The sequence below is a fragment of the Cellulomonas sp. zg-ZUI22 genome, from assembly GCF_017353535.1.
GTDB lineage: Bacteria > Actinomycetota > Actinomycetes > Actinomycetales > Cellulomonadaceae > Cellulomonas > Cellulomonas wangleii.
Genome location: NZ_JAFMUZ010000002.1, coordinates 403,330 through 427,714, shown reverse-complemented (window position 1 = coordinate 427,714; position 24,385 = coordinate 403,330). Strand labels below are relative to the sequence as shown.

Sequence of the window (24,385 nt, the reverse complement as noted above, 5' to 3'; positions counted from 1 at the left end):
ACTCGTTCCGCGCCTGCAGGCAGAGATCGACGAGATCCTCGATGTCCGTCGACGAGGCGGGTCGGACGTGTACACCTGGCCGCACTGCGGGCCTCCCGGGACGAGGTCGTGACTCCTGGCGCACCGTCCCCCGGCCCGTGCGCCCTGCACCGATCATGGCCCACCGGACGACGTCTGCCTAGGGGGAGCATCCACCCCAGCCCGGTGAACCGGGACGAAAGCACCGGGACCGGCCGCCGCGGCCGCGCCGATCGGTCGCGATTCACTACCGATCGGTAGGCAACCCTCGCGCATACGTAATGAACAGGACACAATCCCTGCCTATCGTCTGCTGACCGTGGGCGAGGGCCCATCCCACCGTGCGGCGCCGAGGCGTCAGCGCCCGACCCACCAGGACGGAGGTCAGACGTGCGAGCAGTCGCGTGCCGGGACCGATCCGTCGCCCTGCGTCGAGGAGCCGCCGGCCTGCTGCTGGCACTCCTCACCGCCCTGTCGACGCTCGTCGTCGTCGGACCGGCGCACGCGGCGACCGCCCCCTGCAGTCCCGACGACGCCACGGCGTGCCTCAACGTGACCGTGACGGTGCCCGGCACCGGACCCGCGGCGGGTGTCGGCCTGACCGTGGAGGGCGAGGGCGAGCCGGTCCAGGCGACCACGGACGACGCCGGGAAGGCGTCGGTCGCGCTCACGGCCGCCGGCGACTACACGGTCACGGTGGACGAGGCGACCCTGCCGGCGGGCACGACGCTGAAGGACCCGGCGGCCAACCCCGCGACCGTCACGGTCGCGCTCGGACGTGCCGCCGGACGGATCGTGCAGCTGCTGTCGCCCGGGGCCGAGGCCGGCGCCGAGGCGACGCCGACGGACGACGCCGGTGCGACGGCGACGCCGGAGGACGCCGACGCGGCGGCCGGCGACGCCGAGGCGGGAGCCGAGGCCGAGTCGAGCGCGGAGGCGTCCGCCGCGCCCGGCACGAACCGCTACGCCCAGCTCCTGCTGGCCGGGACCGTGTTCGGCCTGCTGCTGGCGCTCGCGGCGCTCGGCGCCAACCTCATCTACGGCACCACGGGGCTGTCGAACTTCGCGCACGGTGAGCTGGTGACCCTCGGCGGCATGGTCGCGTTCCTCGCCGTGCAGCGCGCGCACCTGCCGCTGTGGCTGGCCATCGTCCTGGCCACCGCCGCCGGCGCGCTCCTGGGCTGGTTCCTCAACCGGTTCCTGTTCCGCCCGCTGCGACGGCGCGGCGTCGGGATCACGCAGCAGATGATCGTCACGATCGGTCTGTCGCTCGCGCTGGTCTCCGCGTACCTCTTCTTCTTCAGCGCGCAGCCCAAGCCCGTCGTGTCGGCCATCTCCCAGCGCATGCAGCTCGGCCCGGTGCAGATCTCCGCGCAGTCGCTGGTGTCGGTCGGCATCGCCGTCGTGGTGCTCACCCTGGTCGCCTTCGTCCTGGCCCGCACCCGGATGGGACGCGCGACGAGGGCGGTGTCGGACAACCCCGCACTCGCTGCGGCGACGGGCATCAGGGTGGAGTCCGTCATCAGCCGGGTGTGGGTGGTCTCGGCCGCGCTCGCCTCGCTGGGCGGGGTGCTGCTGTCGCTCTACCTCAACACGACCCGTTTCAACTTCGGCTCGACCCTCCTGCTGCTGATGTTCGCAGCCATCACGCTCGGCGGGCTGGGCTCACCGCTCGGCGCCGTCATCGGGGCCCTGGTCATCGGGCTCGTGGTGGAGCTGTCGACGATCGTCCTGCCCAACGACATGCGCTACGCGAGCGCGCTCGTCATCCTCATCCTCGTCCTGCTGGTGCGACCGCAGGGCATCCTCGGGCGCGCCGAGCGCATCGGCTAGCGGGAGATCGCCATGGACTTCGGACAACTGGCCACCAACGTCCTCACCGAGATGCTCGGCCCGACGGCGATCGCGTACGCGCTCGCCGCGATCGGGCTGAACATCCACTTCGGGCTCACCGGCCTCATCAACATGGGTCAGGCCGGGTTCATGCTGCTCGGGGCCTACGGCTTCGCCATCTCCACCATCCAGGGCGCGCCGGTGTGGCTGGCGTTCCTCGTCGCGATCGTGGCGGCGGTCCTGTTCGCCCTGCTCCTGGGGCTGCCCACCCTCAAGCTGCGGGGCGACTACCTGGCCATCGTCACCATCGCGGCGGCCGAGATCGTCCGCATGATCGGGCGGTCGACCGCGCTCACCGAGCTGACGGGTGGCGCGGAGGGACTGACCGGCAACTCCTTCAAGGCGGCGTTCCAGGACGCGTCACCGTTCCCCGACGCGCGATGGACGCTCGGCCCGATCACGCTGGCGACGAACACGTCCAACTCCTGGTGGCTGCGCATCGTCGGCTGGGGCCTGGTCCTGCTGGCGTGCCTGCTCGTGTGGCGTCTCGTGCGCAGCCCGTGGGGCCGCGTGCTCAAGGGCATCCGTGAGGACGAGGACGCGGTGCGGGCACTGGGCAAGAACGTCTACGGCTACAAGCTGCAGGCGCTGGTGCTCGGCGGGGTCTTCGGTGCGCTGGGCGGTGTGGTGTTCGTCCTGGCCAGCTCGGTGCAGGCCGACTCCCTGGGACGCCCGGTGACCTTCAACACCTGGACCATCCTGCTGCTGGGAGGCGCTGCCACCGTCCTGGGACCCGTGCTGGGCTCGTTGCTGTTCTGGGCGTCGCTCGTCTTCGTGCGGGGGTTCCTGCGGGGCGTCATCCCCCCCGACACGCTCTCGGTGCAGCAGATCGAGCAGATCGGCTGGGTCCTCGTCGGACTGACGCTGATGGCGCTCATCGTCTTCCGACCCCAGGGCATCCTGGGCGACAAGAAGGAGCTGGCGATCAATGCCCGTTGACGAGGTCGTCCAGCAGGCGAGGCGCGACCTCGCCCCCGTCCCCCGCGTCCCCGGCGCCCCGAAGGCCGACGCGATGCTCGTCGCCGACGGCGTGCGACGCAGCTTCGGTGGCGTGAACGCCGTCGACGTCGAGCACCTCGAGGTCCAGCGGCACGTCATCACGGCCCTCATCGGACCGAACGGCGCCGGCAAGACCACGTTCTTCAACCTCATGACCGGTTTCGACAAGCCCGACGCGGGCCGCTGGGACTTCGACGGCACCCCCCTGGCCGGGGTGGCCGCGTCCCGGGTCGCGAAGACGGGCATGGTGCGCACGTTCCAGCTGACCAAGGCGCTGGCGCGCATGACGGTGCTGGACAACATGCGCCTCGGCGCGCGGTCGCAGCCCGGCGAGGGTCTGTTCACAGCCCTCGTCAAGCCGCTGTGGGCGCCCCGCGAGCGGGAGATCACCGACAAGGCGATGACCCTGCTGGAGCGCTTCAAGCTCGACGCCAAGAAGGACGACTTCGCCGGGTCCCTGTCCGGTGGGCAGCGCAAGCTGCTCGAGATGGCCAGGGCGCTCATGTCCGACCCGACGCTCGTCATGCTCGACGAGCCCATGGCGGGCGTGAACCCGGCGCTGACCCAGTCGCTGCTCGGCCACATCACCGACCTGCGTGACACGGGGACGACCGTGCTGTTCGTCGAGCACGACATGCACATGGTGCGGCACATCTCCGACTGGGTCGTGGTGATGGCGCAGGGCCAGGTCGTGGCGGAGGGTCCGCCCTCGGAGGTCATGGCCGACCAGGCCGTCATCGACGCGTACCTCGGCGCCCACCACGACATGGACCTCGGTGACGACACCCTGCTCGACGAGGGCAGCGTGATCGACGCCGAGGCCGACGCCGAGGCGGCCGCCGAGGTCACCACGTCCCCCGAGGAGAAGGCACCGTGACCGAGACCGCCGCACCGGCGCTGCACCGCGGCGCCCCCGAGGGTGAGCCGCTCCTGCACGCGGACCGGCTCGTCGCCGGCTACCTGCCCGGGGTGAACATCCTCCAGGAGTGCTCGCTCGTCCTGCACCCCGGGGAGCTCGTCGGCATCATCGGGCCCAACGGGGCCGGGAAGTCGACGCTGCTCAAGGCGCTGTTCGGTCTGGTGAGCATCCGCGAGGGCGGGCTGACCCTCAAGGGCGAGGACATCACCAACCTGCGCGCCGACGCACTGGTGGGCCGCGGTGTCGGCTTCGTCCCGCAGACCAACAACGTGTTCCCCAGCCTGACCATCGAGGAGAACCTGCAGATGGGCGTGTACCAGGCGCCCCAGAAGTTCTCCGAGCGGCTCGAGGTGGTCCTCGACCTGTTCCCGGAGCTGACGCACCGGCGCAAGCAGCGGGCGGGCGCCCTGTCCGGCGGCGAGCGGCAGATGGTCGCCATGGCGCGCGCCCTCATGCCCGAGCCGTCGGTGCTCCTGCTGGACGAGCCCTCCGCGGGCCTGTCCCCCGTGCGGCAGGACGAGGCGTTCCTGCGCACGCGGCGCATCAACAAGGCCGGGGTGTCGGTCGTGATCGTCGAGCAGAACGCACGCCGCGCGCTGCAGATCTGCGACCGGGCGTACGTGCTGGACCAGGGCCGCAACGCCTACTCGGGGCCCGGCCGCGAGCTCATGCACGACCCGAAGGTCATCGAGCTGTACCTGGGGACCCTCGCGACGGACGTGGACGCCGCGCGTGCCGTCGAGCGGGAGACGCGCGAGTCCGGGGCCTGACCGCCGCACCCGCTGGCAGGCGCGTCCTCGGTGGGCCGGCGACCGGTCGGGCCGTCAGGGACGTCGTGGTGCCGCGGCGCGGTGCGACGCCGGCTCGTGCCCGCTCGACGCGAGCCGCGCGCGGTGCGACGCCGGCTCGTCCCCGCTCGACGCGGTCCGGGCGCGCGACGGCCCCCGGAGCCGCAGCTCCGGGGGCCGTCGTGCGTCCGTGAGGCGTCCCGTCAGCTCGAGGGGACCTCGCCCTCCTCGGAGCGGCTGAACGTGTAGGTGTTCTCCGGGCCGAACTGGTAGATGCCGATGAAGGCCGACGACGGGTCGTTGGACTCGTTGAACGGACCGACGCCCGAGGCCGCCTGGTAGGCGATCTCCTCGCCGTCCTCGATCAGCTGGGAGCACTCCTCCCAGCCGGTGCACTCGGTGCCGCCGTCGGCGCCCGAGACCGCCGTCATGTTGGCCTGGATGGTCTCACCGTCCGACGCACCGCCCTTGAGGGCCGCGAGGGCGACGAGCATGGTCGCGTCGTACGACTCGGGGCCGTAGGAGAAGTCCTTCAGCTCCGGGTCGATCTCCAGCAGACGCCCCTGGAACTCCTCCGACGGGTACGCGCCGGGCAGCGTGCCCTGAGCGTTCTCGAGGGTCCCCGCGGGGAAGCCGACGTCACCCTCGGTCCCGAAGTTCTGCAGGTTCCCGTCGACGAAGTACGTCTTGCTCATGTCCCAGCCCTGGGCGACGAGCTCGCGCACGATCGCCGGGGTCTGGTCCGTGAACGACAGGATCGCGATCGCGTCGGGCGACGCGGCGATGGCGTCGGCGACGATGGTGGCGAAGTTCGTCTCGTCCGGGTCGAACTCCTGGCCCGACGTGCCGTAGACGACGGAGCCGCCCGCGTCGGTGACGACGCCCTCGACGACGTCGCGCAGCGACGTGCCGTAGGAGTCGTTGAAGACGAGGATGCCGACGTTGCTGGCACCGTCGCTGACGATCAGGTTGCCCAGGACGTCGCCCTGGACGCTGTCCGGCGGCGCGGTGCGGAAGTAGAAGTCGTTGTACCCGGACAGGTCCGTCGCGGTGTTGGCCGGCGAGACCTGGACGATGCCGGCGCCGGTGATGTCGTCGACGATGTTGAGGGTCACGGAGGACGACGCGGCACCGATGATGGCCGAGACGCCCCCGGAGATGAGCTCCTGGGCGGAGGCCGTCGCCACGGACGCGTTCTTCGCGTCCGACGAGTCCGTGTGCTTCACCTCGACGTCCGCGCCGAAGAGGCCACCGGCGCCGTTGATCTCCTTGACCGCGAGGTCCACGCCGGCGATCTCGGGCGGGCCGAGCTGGGCGAGCGACCCGGTGACGGGGAGGATGGTGCCGATCACCAGCGGCTCACCGCTCCCGCCGCCGGCGTCGCCGTCCGTCGGCTCGTCAGCGGAGTCGGACCCTCCGGCGCAGGCGGTCAGCGCGAGCGCGAGCACGCCCGCGACCGCCAGCGTGCGTCCTGCACGTGTCGAACGAATCATGCGTGTGGTACCCCTCTGTGAGCACTGCTCCGGCCTGGGCCCGTACGGACCCGGCGAATGTGGCGAGAACGTACTCATCGTTTGTGTCCGACATGTGAATGGCAATGTCTCGCCCGGATGTCGTTGTGCACTTGTGACCAAGAACGCCGCGAGCCCGGTCGGCGCCGAGGCGTCGACCGGGCTCGCGGTCCGGTTGCGGAAGGGGTCGGGCAGGGTCAGGAGGCGGCGCCGCCGACCTGCTCGATGACGGCGTCGGCGACCTCACGCATCGTCAGACGGCGGTCCATCGACGTCTTCTGGATCCACCGGAACGACTCGGGCTCGGTCAGCCCCATCTTCGTCATCAGCAGGCCCTTGGCCCGGTCCACGCGCTTGCGGGTCTCGAAGCGCTCGGCGAGGTCGGCCACCTCGGACTCCAGCGCCGTGATCTGGGCGTAGCGGGAGATCGCGATCTCGACCGCGGGCAGCAGGTCGGCCGGGCTGAACGGCTTGACGACGTAGGCCATCGCCCCGGCGTCCCGCGCCCGCTCGACCAGCTCGGTCTGCGAGAACGCCGTGAGCAGCACGACGGGCGCGAGGTGCGCCTTGCCGATGCGCTCGGCCGCGGAGATGCCGTCGAGCACGGGCATCTTGACGTCCATGACCACGACGTCGGGCTTGAGCTCGGTGGCGAGCTCGACCGCGCGCTCGCCGTCACCGGCCTCCCCGACGACGTCGAACCCCGCCTCCGTGAGCGTCTCGACGACGTCCATGCGGATGAGCGCCTCGTCCTCGGCGACCACGGCGCGCCGTGCCGGGCGCGAGGCGGACGTCGCCGCGCGCGGCGCGGCCTGGGCGGCGGACAGGTCCGCGGCCTGGGGCGCGTCCTGCGTGGGCTCGGTGCTGTCGTCCTTGGTCACGAGCACAGCGTAGTGCGCCGACCGGCGGTGGTGGCGCGAAGCCGCCCGTGGCCGCCGTCACGTGGTGTCGCACGGGGTCCTGCGGGCCCACGACGACCTGCCGCGACATCCACCTCCGACGCGGGGGTACGCAGGACGGCGCGCGGGCGCGTGCGAACCGGGCCGCGGGCAGGGCCGCTCGCCCGGTACATTGGGCGCCGCTGGCCCCTGTGGCGGAATGGCAGACGCGCTCGGCTCAAACCCGAGTGCCGCAAGGCGTGAGGGTTCGAGTCCCTCCGGGGGCACCCGTCACGTGCGGTGGCGCGTCGGCGCGCTGCTCGCCACGCCCCCGCGTCACTCCAGCTCCAGCACGACGTCGAGCCCGAGGTCGGGGTCGTGGGTCCAGGACGCCTCGATGCCGTCCCAGGACTCGACCTGTCGGCCCTGCTCGGGCGTCGTCCCCAGCATCGCGGTCCACGTCCGGTCGGGCAGCTCCACGCCGAGCGCCACACACCGCATGTCGTCCTCGGTGACCTCCCCGCTGTGCGTCAGTGCACCCCGGCCGTCCAGCCGCAGGCTGCGGCCGCCGTCGCCCAGCACACCGGCACCGCACCTGTCGTGCGCGTCGGCGAGCCGCTGGTCCCCCGCCACCAGGGCCGGGAGCCAGAAGCAGAGCCCGGCTGCGAGAGCCAGCCCTGCCGGGACCAGGAGGGGCTTGAGGTCCCGGGGCGCGGGTCCGGGCACCGGGACCGGGACCCATGACGCCGACCGCGAGTCGTACCACTGCGTGCCGTCGGGGCTCAGCACGGCGTCGGGTGGTGCGGTCGTCGGGTCGGGCACCGACGCGCTGGGGTCGTGCGACACGGGTCTCCTCCTGGCGCCGGCGAACGCGAAGGGCCGCGCCCGGGCGGGGGCCCGTCGTGTCATCGGTCGCCAGGAAGGTGGGGTTGATCACCGGACCGGGTGGTCCGGCCACGGGGCGCGTCCGGTGCGGCGTCGGCCTCCGCCGTCGGGAGCCCCCGCCGGACAGCCCGCCCGTCGTCAGGCGGGACCGCTCCCGCTCAGCGAGACCTCGGACGCCGTCGCGGTCCCGGCTGTCCGGCCGGGAGCCGCCTCGAAGCCCCAGTACAGGTTCGTGTGGGCGATCACCTCGGCGGGCGGGGGTGCGCCCCACGGCGTGAGGTCCTCGGTCGTGTGGGCGTCGGACACCAGCGTGACGTCGTACCCGCGCGTGAACGCGCCGTGGGCTGTCGAGCGGATGCAGGCGTCGGTCTGCGCCCCGGCGACGACGATCCGCCCCACCCCGCGGGCGGCGAGCAGGTCCTCCAGCTCGGTGGCCTCGAACGCGTCGCCGTACAGCTTGCGCACCACCGGCTCGCCCTCGCCGACGGTGAGCTCGGGGACGATCTGCCACGCGTCCGAGCCCAGGGGCAGCTCGTCGCTGCTGTGCTGGACCCAGAGCACGTCGGCGCCCTCGGCGCGCGACCGCTCGACGAGGCCGGCGATCCTGCCCAGGACGCCGTCACGGTCGTGGGCGCCCGCGAGGACACCGTTCTGCGTGTCGATGACGAGCAGCGCGGACCGGGGGCGGTTCTGCAGCGTGGTCATGGCGTCCTCCTGCTTCCGTGACGGGCCCCGTGCCCGACGCCGGCGACGCTACGCCCGCCCACCGACAGGACCGGCGGCACTGACCCCCGGGCGGACGGGGACGGCGGGTGGCAGGGTGTGGCCGGGAGGTACGGCGTGCAGCCAGGGGCGATGTCCGACGTGGAGCGCCGTGCCGTGCGCTCGACGTACCGGAGCCTGCGCCTCGCCGTCGTGGTGCTGCCGGCGCTGCTCGTCACGGCCGTCGTCAGCGAGTCCGTGCGCGCCGGCTGCTGGCTCGACTCGTTGAGCGCCTACTACTGGACCGGGGCGCACGACGCCTTCGTCGGGGCGCTGTGCGCGGTGGGTGCGGTCCTCGTGGTGTACACCGGCGCCGACGACGTCGAGGACGCCCTGCTCGACGTGGCGGGACTCCTCGCGTTCGTCGTCGCGCTGACGCCCACCGAACCGGGGCCAGGCTGTGACGGGCCGGCGCCGGTCGAGGTCCCCGCGATGCTCGCCGACGCACGGACCGGGCTCACCGCCCTCGTCGTGGCCGGTGCGATCGGCTGGACGCTGCGGGCGGTCGTGGCTGCGCGCAGCGGTCCGCCCCGGCGGTCGTGGGTCGTGGGTGCGGCCGGCGGGGCGGCCGTCGCCGTGCTCGCGGTCGCCCTCCTCGTCGCGCCGGGCACCGTGATCGACCGCGCGCACGACGTGGCCGCGGTCCTGCTGTTCGTCGCCGTGGTCGGGGTGATGCTCCGCCACGCCTCGACGTCGCGGACAGCCTCCGCCCGGTGGGCGCTCGCGTACGCGCTCCTGGCCACCGCGACGCTGGTGACGCTCGCCGTCGTCGTGGTGCTGCGCGCGACCGTGCCGACCTGGACGCAGTCCGTGCTGGTCCTCGAGACCGGCCTGGTCGCGTTGTTCGCCGGCTACTGGGTGCTGCAGACCGTCGAGCTCTGGGGCGTCGACGTCGCGCGCCCCGCGCCCACCCGGCCCGGCGTGCCCGGCCTGCCCTGAGCCACCGTGCCGCCACCCGTCAGGGGGCCGCGCCGGACGGGACCGGGTCCGGTCGCACGACCGTGCTGCACGTGCCGACCGGCGTCCCGTCGACCACCAGCTCGCTGTCCACGCGGACCTCCGACGCCGCCGGCAACCGGTCGACGGCAACCTCCCCGAGGATCGTGAGCTCGTCCTCGAGATACGTGTTCGTCGTCCCGCCGTGCCAGGTGCGCCCCTCGGTGGCGCCACCGGTCCCCGTGACCGTCGTGTCCACCCGGACCTCGTCGGACGACGTCCCCGGTGGCACGCGCCACGTGACGGTCCACGGCGAGTCGGGCCCCGGCAGCTCACGCCGGACCCCGAACCGCGTCTCCCACGACCGGTAGACCTGCCACTCGACGTGCGCCGTCACACCCGCCGGTCCCGTGACGACCTCGCACGGCTGGTCGACGGGCGTGGCGGCCGACCCTCCGGACCAGGGGAACAACCCGACGACACCCAGGCCGCACACCAGGCCCGCGACGGGGCGCGCCCACCTGCCGACCACCGGCGGCACCGGCCGCCACGCGGGCGGCCAGGGCGACACCACCACCACGGTCCCCGTGACCGAGTCGGCGAACGTCCGCCGTTGCCCCTCCCACAACGGCCGGAGGTACCCCACCAGCAGGATCGCGTCGAGCACGTGCGCGAGCTGGCGGACCAGCGTCCGCACCACCCCGGCCGGTCGTCCGTCGTCGGCTCGCACCACCACGAGACCCACGGCCCGCTTCCCGACCGTCGCGCCCGTCCAGCCCTGCAGCAGCAGCAGCCCGACGACCACCGCGAGGACGGTCCACGAGGTCACGGTCGTCGACGCCTCCGACCCGGTGGCCGGGTCGGGACCCAGCCCCGGCCACAGCTCCGGGGCCGAGGCCGTCGGCGCGACCAGCCAGGTGACGGTCCCGAGCACGGCCGAGTCGAGGAGGACGGCGACCACCCGCAGCGACCACGGCGCGTAGCGCGGGACCCCGCCCTCCGTGGCACGGACGTCGGGTGCGGCAGCGTCGAGGGACATGACGCGAGCATTCCAGGGTGCCGCGCGTCGTGTCTGCGGTTCGGCGCGACGGTCCGGGATCTCGCCCTGACGGGCGGGCACGCCGCCGTCGGGTGCGCCCGACGGGCGGGTGGTCCGATGCCGCGCCACGGCGACACCCGGCCGGACGCGCGACGGCCGCCGCCCCCCGGAGGGAGACGGCGGCCGTCAGGCCCGTACGACGTCAGGCGATGCGCGTGCGCACCGTCTCCTCGTCACCGATCTTGTGCACCACGACCGTGTTGGTCGAGCCGACGACGCCCACGGGCGTCCCGGCGACGACGACGACGTAGTCGCCGACCTCGGCCAGGCCGTTGGCGCGCAGGGTGTGGTCCACCTGGCTCACCATCGAGTCGGTGCTCTCGACGGAGGGCACCTGGTACGTCTGGACGCCCCACGACAGCGAGAGCCGGTTGCGCACGTCCTCGACCGGCGTGAACGCCAGCAGCGGGATGGGCGAGCGCAGGCGCGACATCCGCCGCGCCGAGTCACCGGACTGCGTGAACGTCACGAGGTACTTCACCCCGATGCGCTCGCCGATCTCCGCGGCCGCCCGCGTGATCGCACCACCGCGGGTCGAGGGGACCGAGCCGAGCGGCGCGATGCGCTCGCGGCCGAGCTCCTCGGTGCTCTCGATGATCCGCGCCATGGTGCGGACCGCCTCGATCGGGAAGTCGCCCACGCTGGTCTCACCGGACAGCATGACCGCGTCGGCGCCGTCGAGCACCGCGTTGGCGCAGTCGGACGCCTCGGCGCGCGTCGGACGCGGGCTCGTGATCATCGACTCCAGCACCTGGGTCGCCACGATCACCGGCTTGGCGTTGCGGCGCGCCAGCTCCACCGCACGCTTCTGCACCAGCGGGACCTGCTCGAGGGGCAGCTCGACGCCCAGGTCGCCGCGGGCGACCATGATGCCGTCGAACGCCTGGACGATCTCCGAGAGGTTCTCGACCGCCTGCGGCTTCTCGATCTTGGCGACGACCGGGACGACCCGGCCCTCCTCCTCCATGATCCGGCGCACGTCGTCGTAGTCGGCGGCGGTGCGCACGAACGACAGCGCGATGAGGTCGGCACCGACGTTGAGGGCCCAGCGCAGGTCCTCCTCGTCCTTGTCGCTCATGGCCGGGACGGAGACCGCGACGCCCGGGAGGTTCAGGCCCTTGTTGTTCGACACCGGGCCGGGGACCTCGACACGCGTGACGACGTCGTTGCCCTCGACGGCCGTCACGCGCACGAGCACCTTGCCGTCGTCGATGAGGATCGGGTCACCGGGCTTGACGTCGCCGGGCAGGCCCTTGAACGTCGTCGAGACGCGCTCCTTGGTCCCCTCGACGTCGTCCGTCGTGATGGTGAAGACGTCGCCGACCGCGAGGTCGTGCTTGCCCTCGATGAAACGGCCGAGGCGGATCTTCGGGCCCTGGAGGTCGACGAGCACGGCCACCGAGCGGCCGGAGGCCTTCGCAGCGGCGCGCACGTTGTCGTACACGCGCTTGTGCACCTCGGTGTCACCGTGGCTGCGGTTGAGGCGCGCGACGTCCATGCCGGCGTCGACGAGGGCCTGGACCTGCTCGGGCGACTCCGTCGCAGGACCGATGGTGCAGACGATCTTGGCTCTACGCATGACTCGAGACTATGCCTTCCTGGTTTCCGGCTGCAGGCCGGACGTCCTGGTGGTCGTGCCCGGCCTGCGGGTACGACCACCAGGAGCGGGTGGGTGGATCGGGGGAACGGGTGTCAGGGGCGCAGGGCGACGGTGCTCGCCGACACCGGTGCAGGCAGCTCGGTGGTGCCCGACAGGTACGCGTCGACCGCGGCCGCGGCGGCTCGGCCCTCGGCGATGGCCCAGACCACGAGCGACTGGCCGCGGCCGGCGTCGCCGGCCACGAACACACCCGGGACGTTCGTCGCGAAGTCCTCATCGCGTGCCAGCGCGCCGCGTCGCGTGACGTCGACGCCGATCTGCTGGGTCAGCTGCTCGGTCTCCGGGCCGGTGAAGCCCATCGCGACGAGCACGAGGTCCGCCGGGATGTCGCGCTCCGTGCCCGGGGTCGGCACGCGCCGACCGTCGGGCAGGTACTCGGTGGTCGCCAGGCGCAGTGCGCGCACGTGCCCGGTGTCGTCGCCGAGGAACGCGACGGTCGACGCCAGGTAGGCGCGCTCGCCACCCTCCTCGTGCGAGGACGAGACCTCGTACAGCACGGGGTCGGTGGGCCACGGCTGGTTCTGGGGCCGCTCGCTCGGCGGTCGCTTGCCGATCGCGAGCGTGGTGACGGAGGCCGCCCCCTGGCGTAGCGCGGTGCCGAGGCAGTCCGAGCCGGTGTCACCGCCGCCGATGATGACCACGTGCCTGCCCTCGGCGCTGATCGGGTCGGCGACGTCCTTGCCGGCGACGATCGCGTTGGCCTGGTGCAGGTAGTCCATGGCGACGTGCACACCCTCGAGCTCGAGGCCCGGCACGTCGAGGCGCCGCGGCACCGTCGCACCGGTCGCCAGCACGATGGCGTCGTACCGCGCCTGGAGCTGGACCCACGTGACGTCCTTGCCGACCTCGACACCGGGCCGGAAGCGCGTGCCCTCGGCCCGCATCTGCTCCAGCCGCCGCTCGATGTGGATCTTCTCGAGCTTGAAGTCCGGCACGCCGTACCGCAGCAGGCCGCCGATCTCGTCGTCGCGCTCGTACACCGCGACCGTGTGGCCCGCACGGGTCAGCTGCTGCGCCGCCGCGAGACCGGCCGGGCCCGAGCCCACCACGGCCACCGTGTGCCCCGTGAGGCGCTGCGGCACCTGCGGCGTGACGAGCCCGCGGGCGAACGCCTCGTCGATGATCGAGACCTCGACGTTCTTGATCGTCACGGGCGGCTGGTTGATGCCCAGCACGCAGCTCGACTCGCACGGCGCCGGGCAGATCCGCCCCGTGAACTCCGGGAAGTTGTTGGTCGCGTGCAGCCGGTCGATCGCGTCGGACCACTGCCCGCGCCACACCAGGTCGTTCCACTCCGGGATGAGGTTGCCCAGCGGGCAGCCGTTGTGGCAGAACGGGATGCCGCAGTCCATGCAGCGCCCGGCCTGCTCCTTGAGGAACGGCTGCCCCTCCTCCAGGTGCGCGTGCACGTCCTTCCAGTCGCGCAGCCGCACCTCGACGGGGCGGTTCGGCGGGAGCTCGCGCTCCCGGATCTTCAGAAAGCCACGGGGGTCAGCCACGGGCCACCTCCAGGATCTTGTCCCACACGCCGGGGGCGCTCGGGTCGAGGCCGTCGGCCTCGGCCCGGGCCAGCGCGGTGCGGACGCGGGCGTACTCGGTGGGCAGCAGCCGGGTGAAGCGGGCGCGCGTGGTGTCCGGCTCCTCGAGCAGCTGGGCGGCGACCAGCGAACCGGTCTCCTCGGCGTAGGTGCGCAGCAGGTCCATGACCAGGGCGACGTCCTCGTCGTCGAGCGGGTCGAGCGCGAGCTCACCGCTGCGCACCGCCTCGACGTTGACGAGCTCCGGGTTCAGGTCGAGCACGTACGCAGTACCCCCGGACATCCCGGCGCCCAGGTTGCGGCCCGTCGGGCCGAGCACGAGCACGGTCCCGCCGGTCATGTACTCGCACGCGTGGTCCCCCACGCCCTCGACGACGAGCGTCGCACCCGAGTTGCGCACGCCGAACCGCTCACCGACCAGCCCGCGCAGCAGGATCTGCCCGCTCGTGGCGCCGTAGCCGATGACGTTGCCCGCGATGACGTTGTGCGGGCTCGACAGCGACGAGCTGCGGTCCGGGCGCACGACGACCCGCCCGCCCGACAGCCCCTTGCCGACGTAGTCGTTGGCGTCGCCGAACAGGCGCAGCGTGATGCCCCGGGGCAGGAAGGCGCCGAACGACTGGCCGGCGGAGCCGGTCAGCGTGACGTCGATGGTGTCCTCGGGCAGCCCCGCGCCCCCGTACCGCTTGGTGACCTCGTGCCCGAGCATGGTCCCGACGGTGCGGTTGACGTTGCGCACCGGCAGGTCGATGCGCACGGGCTCGGCACGCTCCAGCGCGTCCTGCGCCAGCGCGATGAGCTGGTTGTCCAGGGCACGCTCGAGACCGTGGTCCTGGGCCCTGGTGTGGGACAGGGCGGAGCCCGGCTTCGGCTGCGGAACGGCCAGCACGGGGCTCAAGTCGAGCCCCTCCGCCTTCCAGTGGTCGATCGCGTCGCGGGCGTCGAGCATCTCGACGCGTCCGACGGCCTCCTCGATGGAGCGGAACCCGAGGGCCGCGAGGTGCTCGCGCACCTCCTGCGCGATGAACTCGAAGAACGTGACGACGAACTCGGGCTTGCCGGTGAACCGGGCCCGCAGCTCGGGGTTCTGCGTCGCGACGCCCACCGGACAGGTGTCGAGGTGGCACACGCGCATCATGACGCAGCCCGAGACGACCAGCGGCGCGGTGGCGAACCCGAACTCCTCGGCGCCGAGCAGCGCGCCGACGACGACGTCGCGGCCCGTCTTGAGCTGCCCGTCGACCTGCACGACCACGCGGTCGCGCAGGTCGTTGAGGACGAGGGTCTGCTGCGTCTCCGCGAGCCCGATCTCCCACGGCGTCCCGGCGTGCTTCAGCGACGTCAGCGGGCTCGCGCCCGTGCCGCCGTCGTGCCCGGAGATCAGGACGACGTCGGAGTGCGCCTTGGCCACGCCGGCCGCCACCGTGCCGACGCCGAACTCGCTGACGAGCTTGGTGTGGATCCGCGCCGACGGGTTGGCGTTCTTGGCGTCGTGGATGAGCTGCGCCAGGTCCTCGATCGAGTAGATGTCGTGGTGCGGCGGCGGGGAGATGAGGCCGACGCCGGGCGTCGAGTGCCTGGTCCTCGCGACCCACGGGTACACCTTGTGCCCGGGCAGCTGACCGCCCTCCCCGGGCTTGGCACCCTGCGCGAGCTTGATCTGGATGTCGTCGGCGTTGGTGAGGTACTCGCTCGTCACGCCGAACCGGCCGGACGCGATCTGCTTGATGGCCGAGCGGCGTCGCGGGTCGTGCAGGCGGTCGGGGTCCTCGCCGCCCTCCCCCGTGTTCGACTTGCCGCCCAGCTGGTTCATCGCGATCGCGAGGGTCTCGTGCGCCTCTGCGGAGATCGAGCCGTAGGACATGGCGCCGGTGTTGAACCGCTTGACGATCTCGCTGACCGGCTCGACCTCGTCGACCGGGACCGGCGGCCGCGCACCCTCCTTGAACCGCAGCAGGCCACGCAGCGTCATGAGCCGCTCGGACTGCGCGTCGACCCGCGCGGTGTACTCGCGGAAGACGTCCATCTGCCGGGTGCGTGTGGAGTGCTGGAGCCGGAACACCGTCTCCGGGTCGAAGAGGTGCTCCTCGCCGCCGCGCCGCCACTGGTACTCGCCACCGACCGCGAGCCGCTGGTGCGCCTGCCGGTTGCCGCTCGCGGGGTACGCGTCGGCGTGACGCGCCGCGACCTCGGCCGCGATGACGTCCAGGCCGATGCCGCCGAGCCGGCTCGTCGTCCCGGTGAAGTACCGGTCGACGAGCGCGTGGGACAGGCCGATGGCCTCGAAGACCTGCGCGCCGCGGTACGACGCGATGGTCGAGATGCCCATCTTCGACATGACCTTCAGGACGCCCTTGCCGAGCGCCTTGATGAGGTTGGTCACCGCCTTCTCCGGGCTCACGCCCGGCAGGTACCCGCTGCGGGCCAGGTCCTCGACGGACTCCATCGCCAGGTACGGGTTGACCGCGGCGGCGCCGTAGCCGATGAGGAGCGCCACGTGGTGCACCTCGCGGACGTCGCCGGCCTCGACCACCAGGGAGATCTGCGTGCGGGTGTGCCGGCGCAGCGTGTGGTGGTGCACCGCGGACAGCAGCAGGAGCGACGGGATCGGTGCCAGGTCGGCGTCGGAGTTGCGGTCCGACAGCACCAGGAAGCTGACGCCGTCGGCGACCGCACGGTCGACCTCGGCGAAGATCTCCTCGAGCCGCTGCTCGAGCGCCGCCCCGCCGCCGTCGACGCGGTACAGCCCGCGGATCGTCGTGGCGCGGAAGCCCAGCGACGGCTGCTTGGCCACGTGCACGATCTTGGCGAGCTGGTCGTTGTCGATGACCGGGAACGGCAGCATGATCTTGCGCGCGTGCTCCGGCCCGTCGGCCAGCAGGTTGGGCTCCGGCCCGATCGCGCCGCCGATGGACGTCACCAGCTCCTCGCGGATCGCGTCGAGCGGCGGGTTCGTCACCTGGGCGAACATCTGCGTGAAGTAGTCGAACAGCAGGCGCGGGCGCTTGGAGAGCACCGCCACCGGCGTGTCCGAGCCCATGGCACCGAGCGGCTCGGCACCGGCGGCCGCCATCGGCGACAGGAGGATCTTCAGCTCCTCCTCGGTGTACCCGAACGCCCGCTGGCGGCGCCGGACCGACGCCGCCGAGTGCGCGATGTGGTCGCGGTCGGGCAGCTGCGAGAGGTGGACCGCGTTCTCCTTCACCCACTGGGCGTACGGCCGCTGCGCCGCGAGCTGGGCCATGACCTCGACGTCGGCGACGATCCGCCCCTGGCCGGTGTCGACGAGGAAGAACAGGCCGGGCTCGAGCCGCCCCTTGGCGACGATCGACGCGGGGTCGATGTCGAGGACGCCGGCCTCGGAGGCGCAGACCACGAGGCCGTCCTCGGTCACCCAGTACCGCCCGGGCCGCAGCCCGTTGCGGTCCTGCACGGCGCCGATCAGCGTGCCGTCGGTGAAGGTCATCGCGGCCGGGCCGTCCCACGGCTCCATCAGGGTCGAGTGGTACTCGAAGAACGCGCGGGTCGCCGGGTCCATCTGCGCGTGGTTCTCCCACGGCTCCGGGATCATCATCATCACCGCGTGCGGCAGCGAGCGCCCCGACAGGTGCAGCAGCTCGAGGACCTCGTCGAAGCTGCCGGAGTCCGAGCCGCCCGGCGTGCAGACCGGCAGCAGCGGGGCGAGGTCGCCCAGCAGGTCCGACGAGAGCATGCCCTCGCGCGCGGCCATCCAGTTGCGGTTGCCGCGCACCGTGTTGATCTCACCGTTGTGCGCGACCATCCGGAACGGCTGCGCGAGCGGCCACGACGGGAAGGTGTTGGTGGAGAACCGCGAGTGGACCAGCGCGATCTCCGAGGCGTACCGCGGGTCGGACAGGTCGGCGAAGAACGGCTCGAGCTGCCCCGTGGTGAGCATGCCCTTGTACGTGATGGTCCGGGCCGACAGCGACGCGAAGTACACGCCGTGCTCCCGCTCGGCGCGCTTGCGCAGGCGGTAGGCGCGACGGTCCAGGGCGATCCCCGACAGCTCGCGCGACGGGTCCGCCACGACCAGCTGGCGGAACACGGGCATCGAGGCACGGGCCGTCGGACCGACGAGGTCGGCGGTGACGACGACGTCACGCCACGCCAGGACCTCGAGCTTCTCCTCGGCGGCGACGGACTCGACCGCCGCCACCGCGCGCGCCCGCTCCGCCTCGTCGACGGGCAGGAAGGCCATGCCGATCGCGTAGTAGCCCGCTGCGGGCAGCTCGGCGTCGACCACGTCGCGCAGGAACGCGTCCGGGATCTGGGTGAGGATGCCGGCGCCGTCACCGCTGTCCTCCTCGGCACCGACCGCACCGCGGTGGTCGAGGTTGAGCAGCGCGGTCAGGCCGGCGTCGACGATGTCACGCCCGGGTGTGCCGCGCAGCGTCGCGACGAAGGCGAAACCGCACGCGTCGTGCTCGGCGGCCGGGTCGTAGAGCGCGTGCCGGGTCGGCGCCTGGGCGGTGCCGGGGCTCTCGGGCGACGTCGACATCAGCACCGTCCTCAGTCCCCGGAGGGACCGGGGTGTCGCACGAACATGGGGGGTACCGGGACGTCGTCGGCCCGTGCAGTGAGGCGACGATACCGCCCGGGCGGCGGTCGCGATGACCGCGCCGGACGACATCACGTCCGACGCACCCGGTGTCACCGGGTGCCGTGGGGGGTGTTCGCCTCGTCGTCCTGCCGCGTGGGGGGTGTGAGCAGGAGGGTCGTGTCGCGTCCTGGATGCCGACGCCCGACCACCACGAACGCTACCAGCGCCACCAGGCCGAGCAGGATCGACGTCCAGACGTTGAGCCGCAGCCCCAGCACCGTCTCGGCCGGGTCGATGCGCAGCAGCTCGATCCACAGGCGCCCCGCGGTGTACAGCAGCACGTAGAGCCAGAAGACCCGCCCGTGACCCAGCCGCAGCCGGCGGTCCAGGAGGATCAGCAGCGCCGCGGCACCGAAGTTCCACAGCATCTCGTACAGGAACGTCGGGTGGAACAGCGTGCCGGGGTCGTACCCGGCCGGCAGGTGCGCGTCGTCGATGCGCAGCCCCCACGGCAGGGTCGTCGGACCGCCGAACAGCTCCTGGTTGAACCAGTTGCCGAGCCGGCCGATGCCCTGGGCGACCAGGAGCCCCGGCGCGACCGCGTCGGCGAACGGTGCGAGGCGCACACCGTGGCGTCGGCACCCGATCCACGCACCGACCGCCCCGAGGGCCACGGCCCCCCAGATGCCGAGCCCGCCCTGCCAGATGGCGAACGCCCGCCACGGGTCGCCGCCGGGGCCGAAGTACGCGTCGGGCGAGCTGATGACGTGGTAGACGCGACCGCCCACGATCCCGAAGGGCACCGCCCAGTACACGATGTCGAGGACCGTCTCGGGGTCACCGCCGCGGGCCCTCCAGCGGCGCTGGGTCATGACCGTGGCCACGACGATGCCCAGCAGGATGGCGACCGCGTACGCGCGCAGCGGGAACGGCCCCAGGTGCCACACGCTCTGCCCCGGGCTCGGGACCGAGAGCGGCAGCACCGTCATCGCGGGGTCCGGTGCGCCGAGCGCACACCTTCCGCGAGCCCGTGCACGACGCCCGCGAGGGCGTCCAGCCCGGCGGCCTCGTCCGGCGCGTCGAGCAGCGAGCGCACGAGCGCCGACCCGACGATCACGCCGTCCGCGTAGCCGGCCACCTGCGCCGCCTGCTCCGGGCGGGACACCCCGAGCCCCACGCACACGCGCGCGGCGCCCGCGGCGCGGGTGTCCGCGACGAGCTGCTCCGCACGCTCCCCCACGGTCGCGCGCTCCCCCGTCACGCCCATCGTCGACGCCGCGTACACGAACCCGCGGCTGGCGGCCACGGTCGAGGCGAGCCGCTCCGGGGTGGAGCTCGGCGCGACCAGGAACACCCGGTCCAGACCGTGCGCGTCGGCCGCGACGATCCAGTCCGCCGCCTCGTCCGGGATGAGGTCCGGCGTGATGAGCCCGGCACCGCCGGCCGCGGCCAGGTCGCGGGCGTACGCGTCGACGCCGTACCGCAGGACGAGGTTCCAGTAGGTCATCACGAGGACCGGGGCACCGGCCGACGCGATCTCCTCGACGACGCGCAGCGTGTCACGCACGCGCGTGCCGTTGGCCAGCGCGCGGTTCGCGGCGGCCTGGATGACCGGGCCGTCCATCACCGGGTCCGTGTAGGGCATGCCGAGCTCGACGACGTCCACACCGGCGTCGACCATGGTGCGGACCGCGCGCGCGGACCCCGGCACCGACGGGAAGCCGACCGGCAGGTAGCCGATCAGCGCCGCGCGCGGCGCCGGGCCGGAGGCGAGCTCGTCGATCCGCTCCGCGGTGGCCGACCGCACCTCCGTGACGCTCACAGCTGCTCCCCCTCGTCCGCCTTGACGACGGGCTCCGGCTCGAGGATCCCGAACCAGGCGGCGGCCGTCGCGACGTCCTTGTCCCCCCGGCCGGACAGGTTGACGAGGACGACCGGCGGCCGGTCACCGTCCGTCCACCCCTGGGCCTCGCGGCCGAGCTGGATGGCGCCGGCCAGCGCGTGCGCCGACTCGATCGCGGGGATGATGCCCTCGGTGCGGCACAGGAGCCGGAACGCCTCCATGGCCTCGTCGTCCGTGACCGGGCGGTACTGCGCCCGTCCGGTGTCGTGGAGCCACGCGTGCTCGGGGCCGACGCTCGGGTAGTCCAGCCCGGCGGAGACCGAGTGGCTCGGCAGCGTCTGCCCGTCCTCGTCCTGCAGCAGGTAGCTGCGCGCACCGTGCAGCACACCGGGTGCACCGCCGGAGAACCGCGCCGAGTGCCGGCCGGAGGAGATGCCGGCGCCGCCGGCCTCGAACCCGAACAGCCGCACCTGCGGGTCGTCGAGGAACGCGTTGAAGATGCCCATGGCGTTGGACCCGCCGCCCACGCACGCGACGACCGCGTCGGGCAGCGCTCCCGTCTCCTCGAGGATCTGCGCGCGCGCCTCCTCGCCGATGATCTTGTGGAAGTCGCGCACCATCTCGGGGAACGGGTGCGGACCCGTCACGGTGCCGAGCAGGTAGTGGGTCGAGTCGACGTTCGCCACCCAGTCGCGCAGCGCCTCGTTGATGGCGTCCTTGAGGGTGCGGGCGCCGATGGTCACCGGCACGACGGTGGCGCCGAGCAGCTCCATCCGGGCGACGTTCAGCGCCTGGCGCTGGGTGTCCTCCTCGCCCATGTAGACGGTGCACTCCAGGTCCAGCAGCGCCGCGGCCGTCGCCGTGGCCACCCCGTGCTGCCCGGCACCGGTCTCGGCGATGACGCGCCGCTTGCCCATGCGCTTGACGAGCAGCGCCTGGCCCAGCACGTTGTTGATCTTGTGGGAGCCCGTGTGATTGAGGTCCTCCCGCTTGAGGAACACCCGCACACCGTCGCCCACGTGCCGGGCGAACCGCGGCACCTCGGTCAGCGGGCTGGGCCGGCCCGTGTAGGTGCGGTGCAGCCGCTCGAGCTCGTCGGAGAACGCCGGGTCCGCGAGGGCCTTGTGGTACTCGGTCTCGAGCTCGTCGAGCGCGGCGATGAGCGCCTCGGGGACGAACCGCCCGCCGAAGTCCCCGAAGTACGGACCCTCGTGCGTGGCGAGCGGTCCCCCGCCCAGCAGGACGTCCCGCATGCGGCGGCGGGCGCCGTCGCGGCCCGCGGTGCCGCTCATTGCCGGACCGCGCGCAGCGAGGGGTGGGCACCGGCGGCGACGAGGTCCGCGACGGACTGCCGCGGTGCGTCGTCCGTCACCAGCGCCTCGCCGACGAGCACCGCGTCCGCGCCGGCACGGGCGTAGTCCATGACGTCGTGCGGTCCGCGCACACCCGACTCGGCGATCCGGACGACGTCGGACGGGATCGCGGGGGCGACCCGCGAGAAGGTCGTGCGGTCCACCTCGAGCGACCGCAGGTCGCGCGCGTTCACACCGATGACGCGGGCCCCGGCGTCCAGCGCCCGGGCCACCTCCTCGGTGTCGTGCACCTCGACCAGCGCGGTCATGCCGAGCGAGTGCACCCGTTCGACCAGCGACTCGAGCACCGTCTGCTCGAGCGCGGCGACGATGAGCAGCACGAGGTCGGCGCCGTGGGCGCGCGCCTCCCACACCTGGTAGGGCGACACCACGAAGTCCTTGCGCAGGACCGGGACGTCCACCCGGCTGCGCACGGCGTCCAGGTCGGCGAGGGACCCGTTGAAGCGGCGCTGCTCCGTGAGCACGGAGATCGCGACGGCGCCACCCTTCTCGTACTCCGCGGCCAGCGCGGCCGGGTCGGAGATCGCCGCGAGGGCACCCTTGCTCGGGCTCGAGCGCTTGACCTCGGCGATCACGGTGACCGCGTCGGGCACCTTGAGCCGCGCGACGCACTGCAGCGCGGACTCGCGCCGGGCGGCGCGCTCCTTGAGCTCGGCCAGGGGCGTTGCTGCCTGGCGCGCGGCGAGGTCGACCCTGACCCCCGCGACGATGTCGTCCAGCACGGTCATCGACCGATCATCCCCTCTGGCCGGTTGGTGCGGCAGGCCCGTGGGCTTCCCCGGAGGCCGCCGCCGACGAGCCATGGTAGACGGGCGGCGGAGCGCCTCGGCCCACCCGCCCGAGGTGTGGGACCGGCGACGACGCACCGCCGCCGCCGCGTCCGTGGTCCGGGCCGTGGTCCGGCGCGTGGTCCGGCGCGTGGTCCGGGCCCTGGTCCACCAGCCGGTGCCGCTCGGCCGCGGTGGCGACACGGCCCGTCAGGCCGAGCACCGTGGCGGGCGGTCAGGGCTCGGACCAGCGCGACGGCGACGGCTCGGGCTACGGCACCGAGCCCATGAACGGGACGGCGAACCCGAGGAAGAGCAGCGGCAGCAGCAGGAGGATCCCGAAGGTCACCAGCACGATGACACCCAGTGCGGTCGCGACCCAGCCGAGCACGATGCCGGCCGTCGCCAGGCCCTCGTTGTCCGCCTGGCCCGCGGCCACGGCACGACGTGCGTTCCCGCCGACGACCACCGCGGGGACGCCGGTGAAGAACACGCACCCGAGCACGCCCAGCAGCCCGAGCACGAGCGACCACACCGCGAGGTCGTTGCGGGGAGGCGACGGCGGGCGCGGTGGACCCTCTGCGTACCCGTGGGCCGGCGCGGACGGACCGGGCGGGTACGTCGCGGACGGCGGGTACGCGCCGGGCGGGTACGCGCCGACCGGCTGCTGGTCCGACGCCGTCGTGCGCGGAGCGTCCGCGGCGGGCACCGCGTGCGCTGCGTACGCGCCCTCCTGCCCGTACGGCGGGCCCAGGGGTTCGCTGGGACTGCTCATGGACGACCTCCGGTCGGTCGAGAGATGGTGCGCGTGCCCCCTGCCGTCAGGGCAGCGGTGCGGGGCCCAGGTACGGCACGAGTGCGGGCACGTTGCGCAGGACCGCGAAGCCCACGACGGCGACGAGGACCGACCAGGGCAGCCACGTCGGCGCGGACAGGGGCGGGCCGCCACGCACGCGGCGCACCGCCCACATCCCCCACGCGACGACGAGCAGGGGCGCGGCGACGGTCCACAGCGGGTTGGCCTGCCAGGCGGCCACCAGGTCGCCCGTGAGCAGGGAGTGCGTCGCGCGCAGCCCACCGCAGCCGGGGCAGGACACACCGAGGAAGAGGACCGACGGGCAGAACCCGTAGCTCAGCGGCGCGTACGGCGAGCGCACCACCAGCAGGGTCGCCGCCCCTGCGGCAGCGGCGGCGAGCACGAGGGGCAGCGCACCCCGTCGCAGCGGCGACGGGGCAGCGTGCCCGGCGCCCACCGCCGGCTGCCGCAGGTCGGTCACGGCGCCTGCAGCTGCTGGCGCTCCACCTCGTCCTCGAGGTACTGCAGGAAGCCGTCCAGGCCGCCGTACTCCGCCAGCCCGATGGAGAGGCTGATGATCATGTAGAGGCTGGCCAGGATGCCGACGACGCTGAGGATGATGCCGGCCAGCGCCAGGCCCCCGTTGCTGGCCTCGCCGCGCGCGGCGGCGGCGCGACCCTTGAAGCCCAGCCACACGCCGATGGCACCCGGCACGACGCCGACCACCAGGCAGCACAGCACGATCGACAGGATGCCGAGCACCAGCGACCAGACGCCGAGCGAGTTGCGTGCGGTGGACTGCGGCGTCCCGTAGCCGGGCGCCTGCCCGTACGCGGGCTGGCCGGAGGCGGGCCCACCGTAGGCCGGGGGCTGACCCTGGCCGTAGGCGGGCGGCTGACCCTGGCCGTACGCGGGCGGCTGGCCGTAGGCGGGCGGCTGACCGTAGGCGGGCGGCTGACCCTGGCCGTACGCGGGGGGCTGGCCGTACCCGGGCGCGGCCGGGGTGTCCGGACCGGTACCCGCCGGGTACGGGGGGACGTCGGCGCCGGACGGCTGCGACGGCGAGTCGGGTGACCCCGGCCCGGTGCCCGGCTGCTCGTCGGGCGCGCCCGGGTCGCGGGGGTCGTTGGGGCTCGACATGCGGCTCTCCCTGCGTCGG

At 73.1% G+C, this 24,385-nt stretch carries 20 protein-coding genes and 1 tRNA gene; 6 read left to right on the top strand and 15 right to left on the bottom strand.

All coding sequences use genetic code 11. The annotated features are described in order from the left end of the window. Positions 1 to 408: 408 nt before the first annotated feature. Genes J1G43_RS09680 through J1G43_RS09665 form a run of 4 tightly spaced genes read left to right on the top strand, consistent with a single transcriptional unit; the run spans position 409 to position 4,599 of the window. The gene (locus tag J1G43_RS09680; RefSeq protein ID WP_307859541.1) at positions 409 to 1,851 is read left to right on the top strand and encodes a branched-chain amino acid ABC transporter permease; all 1,443 of its coding nucleotides are present in this window, start codon (positions 409 to 411) and stop codon (positions 1,849 to 1,851) included. A 12-nt stretch (positions 1,852 to 1,863) separates the two neighbouring features. Further along, the gene (locus J1G43_RS09675; protein WP_207342167.1) at positions 1,864 to 2,850 is read left to right on the top strand and encodes a branched-chain amino acid ABC transporter permease; all 987 of its coding nucleotides are present in this window, start codon (positions 1,864 to 1,866) and stop codon (positions 2,848 to 2,850) included. Continuing rightward, entirely contained in the window at positions 2,840 to 3,787 is a 948-nt protein-coding gene (locus tag J1G43_RS09670; RefSeq protein WP_207342166.1) for an ABC transporter ATP-binding protein, read from the top strand. Before J1G43_RS09675 ends, J1G43_RS09670 begins: the two co-directional genes overlap by 11 nt. Beyond that, the gene (locus J1G43_RS09665; RefSeq protein ID WP_207342165.1) at positions 3,784 to 4,599 is read left to right on the top strand and encodes an ABC transporter ATP-binding protein; all 816 of its coding nucleotides are present in this window, start codon (positions 3,784 to 3,786) and stop codon (positions 4,597 to 4,599) included. The genes J1G43_RS09670 and J1G43_RS09665 overlap by 4 nt, the downstream gene beginning before the upstream one ends. A gap of 221 nt (positions 4,600 to 4,820) precedes the next feature. On the opposite strand, the gene J1G43_RS09660 is transcribed toward J1G43_RS09665, so the two are convergent. Together J1G43_RS09660 and J1G43_RS09655 are read right to left on the bottom strand one after the other, a co-directional pair. Next, positions 4,821 to 6,110, bottom strand: a complete 1,290-nt coding sequence (locus J1G43_RS09660; protein WP_207342164.1) for an ABC transporter substrate-binding protein — start codon at positions 6,108 to 6,110, stop codon at positions 4,821 to 4,823. Between the two features lie 215 nt (positions 6,111 to 6,325). Beyond that, entirely contained in the window at positions 6,326 to 7,009 is a 684-nt protein-coding gene (locus J1G43_RS09655) for an ANTAR domain-containing response regulator (RefSeq protein ID WP_372434922.1), read from the bottom strand. Between the two features lie 203 nt (positions 7,010 to 7,212). Between J1G43_RS09655 and J1G43_RS09650 the strand changes: the two genes are divergently transcribed. Further along, positions 7,213 to 7,293: transfer RNA gene (locus J1G43_RS09650), tRNA-Leu, on the top strand. A gap of 49 nt (positions 7,294 to 7,342) precedes the next feature. Here J1G43_RS09650 and J1G43_RS09645 read toward each other — a convergent pair. Beyond that, positions 7,343 to 7,852: a hypothetical protein gene (locus J1G43_RS09645; protein WP_207370468.1), complete on the bottom strand. Its 510-nt coding sequence runs from the start codon at positions 7,850 to 7,852 to the stop codon at positions 7,343 to 7,345. Positions 7,853 to 8,029: 177 nt separating this feature from the next. After that, entirely contained in the window at positions 8,030 to 8,596 is a 567-nt protein-coding gene (locus tag J1G43_RS09640) for a cysteine hydrolase family protein (RefSeq protein ID WP_207342162.1), read from the bottom strand. Positions 8,597 to 8,746: 150 nt separating this feature from the next. Between J1G43_RS09640 and J1G43_RS09635 the strand changes: the two genes are divergently transcribed. Next, entirely contained in the window at positions 8,747 to 9,592 is an 846-nt protein-coding gene (locus J1G43_RS09635) for a hypothetical protein (RefSeq protein ID WP_207370469.1), read from the top strand. A gap of 19 nt (positions 9,593 to 9,611) precedes the next feature. Here J1G43_RS09635 and J1G43_RS09630 read toward each other — a convergent pair whose 3' ends face one another. The 11 genes from J1G43_RS09630 to J1G43_RS09580 all read right to left on the bottom strand — a co-directional run bounded on the left by J1G43_RS09630 (position 9,612) and on the right by J1G43_RS09580 (position 24,366). Beyond that, positions 9,612 to 10,628 (bottom strand): RDD family protein, encoded by a 1,017-nt coding sequence (locus J1G43_RS09630; protein ID WP_207370470.1) that lies wholly within the window; start codon positions 10,626 to 10,628, stop codon positions 9,612 to 9,614. Between the two features lie 202 nt (positions 10,629 to 10,830). Next, entirely contained in the window at positions 10,831 to 12,267 is a 1,437-nt protein-coding gene (pyk, locus tag J1G43_RS09625) for a pyruvate kinase (protein WP_207342159.1), read from the bottom strand. 113 nt (positions 12,268 to 12,380) lie between these two features. Further along, entirely contained in the window at positions 12,381 to 13,847 is a 1,467-nt protein-coding gene (locus J1G43_RS09620; RefSeq protein WP_207378380.1) for a glutamate synthase subunit beta, read from the bottom strand. Further along, the gene (gene gltB, locus J1G43_RS09615; RefSeq protein WP_207342157.1) at positions 13,840 to 18,405 is read right to left on the bottom strand and encodes a glutamate synthase large subunit; all 4,566 of its coding nucleotides are present in this window, start codon (positions 18,403 to 18,405) and stop codon (positions 13,840 to 13,842) included. Before gltB ends, J1G43_RS09620 begins: the two co-directional genes overlap by 8 nt. Before the next feature lie 152 nt (positions 18,406 to 18,557). After that, positions 18,558 to 19,436, bottom strand: coding sequence for a prolipoprotein diacylglyceryl transferase (lgt, locus tag J1G43_RS09610; RefSeq protein WP_207342156.1), 879 nt, complete (start codon positions 19,434 to 19,436; stop codon positions 18,558 to 18,560). Next, on the bottom strand, positions 19,433 to 20,269 hold the full coding sequence (gene trpA / locus J1G43_RS09605; protein ID WP_207342155.1) for a tryptophan synthase subunit alpha: 837 nt from the start codon (positions 20,267 to 20,269) through the stop codon (positions 19,433 to 19,435). Before trpA ends, lgt begins: the two co-directional genes overlap by 4 nt. After that, a complete protein-coding gene (trpB, locus tag J1G43_RS09600) occupies positions 20,266 to 21,543 on the bottom strand; it encodes a tryptophan synthase subunit beta (RefSeq protein ID WP_207342284.1) in 1,278 nt (425 codons plus the stop codon). Before trpB ends, trpA begins: the two co-directional genes overlap by 4 nt. Positions 21,544 to 21,578: 35 nt before the next feature. Continuing rightward, entirely contained in the window at positions 21,579 to 22,391 is an 813-nt protein-coding gene (trpC, locus tag J1G43_RS09595; RefSeq protein WP_207342154.1) for an indole-3-glycerol phosphate synthase TrpC, read from the bottom strand. 310 nt (positions 22,392 to 22,701) lie between these two features. Then, a complete protein-coding gene (locus tag J1G43_RS09590; protein ID WP_207378379.1) occupies positions 22,702 to 23,205 on the bottom strand; it encodes a DUF4190 domain-containing protein in 504 nt (167 codons plus the stop codon). A gap of 46 nt (positions 23,206 to 23,251) precedes the next feature. Then, positions 23,252 to 23,707 carry a DUF2752 domain-containing protein gene (locus J1G43_RS09585; RefSeq protein WP_249670538.1) on the bottom strand — a complete coding sequence of 152 codons (456 nt, stop codon included), beginning with the start codon at positions 23,705 to 23,707 and terminating at the stop codon, positions 23,252 to 23,254. Next, on the bottom strand, positions 23,704 to 24,366 hold the full coding sequence (locus tag J1G43_RS09580; RefSeq protein ID WP_207342152.1) for a DUF4190 domain-containing protein: 663 nt from the start codon (positions 24,364 to 24,366) through the stop codon (positions 23,704 to 23,706). Before J1G43_RS09580 ends, J1G43_RS09585 begins: the two co-directional genes overlap by 4 nt. Between the last annotated feature and the right edge of the window lie 19 nt (positions 24,367 to 24,385).

Bases quoted from the DNA above. Each gene is read 5' to 3' on its own strand.
- gltB (WP_207342157.1), bottom strand. From the start codon at position 18,405: ATGTCGACGTCGCCCGAGAGCCCCGGCACCGCCCAGGCGCCGACCCGG.
- J1G43_RS09670 (WP_207342166.1), top strand. From the start codon at position 2,840: ATGCCCGTTGACGAGGTCGTCCAGCAGGCGAGGCGCGACCTCGCCCCC.
- trpC (WP_207342154.1), bottom strand. From the start codon at position 22,391: ATGACCGTGCTGGACGACATCGTCGCGGGGGTCAGGGTCGACCTCGCC.
- J1G43_RS09580 (WP_207342152.1), bottom strand. From the start codon at position 24,366: ATGTCGAGCCCCAACGACCCCCGCGACCCGGGCGCGCCCGACGAGCAG.
- trpB (WP_207342284.1), bottom strand. From the start codon at position 21,543: ATGCGGGACGTCCTGCTGGGCGGGGGACCGCTCGCCACGCACGAGGGT.
- J1G43_RS09675 (WP_207342167.1), top strand. From the start codon at position 1,864: ATGGACTTCGGACAACTGGCCACCAACGTCCTCACCGAGATGCTCGGC.
- lgt (WP_207342156.1), bottom strand. From the start codon at position 19,436: ATGACGGTGCTGCCGCTCTCGGTCCCGAGCCCGGGGCAGAGCGTGTGG.
- J1G43_RS09635 (WP_207370469.1), top strand. From the start codon at position 8,747: ATGTCCGACGTGGAGCGCCGTGCCGTGCGCTCGACGTACCGGAGCCTG.
- J1G43_RS09640 (WP_207342162.1), bottom strand. From the start codon at position 8,596: ATGACCACGCTGCAGAACCGCCCCCGGTCCGCGCTGCTCGTCATCGAC.
- J1G43_RS09630 (WP_207370470.1), bottom strand. From the start codon at position 10,628: ATGTCCCTCGACGCTGCCGCACCCGACGTCCGTGCCACGGAGGGCGGG.
- J1G43_RS09590 (WP_207378379.1), bottom strand. From the start codon at position 23,205: ATGAGCAGTCCCAGCGAACCCCTGGGCCCGCCGTACGGGCAGGAGGGC.
- pyk (WP_207342159.1), bottom strand. From the start codon at position 12,267: ATGCGTAGAGCCAAGATCGTCTGCACCATCGGTCCTGCGACGGAGTCG.
- J1G43_RS09660 (WP_207342164.1), bottom strand. From the start codon at position 6,110: ATGATTCGTTCGACACGTGCAGGACGCACGCTGGCGGTCGCGGGCGTG.